The sequence below is a fragment of the Acinetobacter sp. 742879 genome (assembly GCF_000588535.1).
GTDB classification, from domain to species: Bacteria; Pseudomonadota; Gammaproteobacteria; order Pseudomonadales; family Moraxellaceae; genus Acinetobacter; species Acinetobacter pittii.
Genome location: NZ_JFYC01000050.1, coordinates 1 through 377 on the forward strand (window position 1 = coordinate 1; position 377 = coordinate 377).

Here is a 377-nt window from a genome sequence, read left to right on the forward strand (position 1 = left end):
TGGGTACAGGTGATGTACTTGATGGTACCGACGGTTTTGTTGTAGACACTGTTCCACCAACGCTTGCGATTACAGCGGATGACCTTGCACTTGCAGCAGGTGAAACAGCGAACATCAGCTTCACGTTCAGTGAGGCGGTGACTGGTTTCGATGCGAGTGACATTACGGTTGTAGGCGGAGCATTGACTGGTCTGACTACGACGGACAACATCACGTGGACAGCAGTGTTCACACCAGATGGTACAGGCACGGCACCAAGCATTACTGTGGCGGATAATAGTTACACAGACCTTGCAGGTAACCTGGGTACAGGTGATGTACTTGATGGTACCGACGGTTTTGTTGTAGACATTGTTCCACCAACGCTTGCGATTACA

The 377-nt window shown here is 50.4% G+C and carries 1 protein-coding gene; it reads left to right on the forward strand.

Annotated features, from left to right (window positions below):
• On the forward strand, window positions 1–377 hold a 377-nt coding region (locus J690_RS24520; RefSeq protein WP_228133013.1), incomplete at both ends, for an Ig-like domain-containing protein.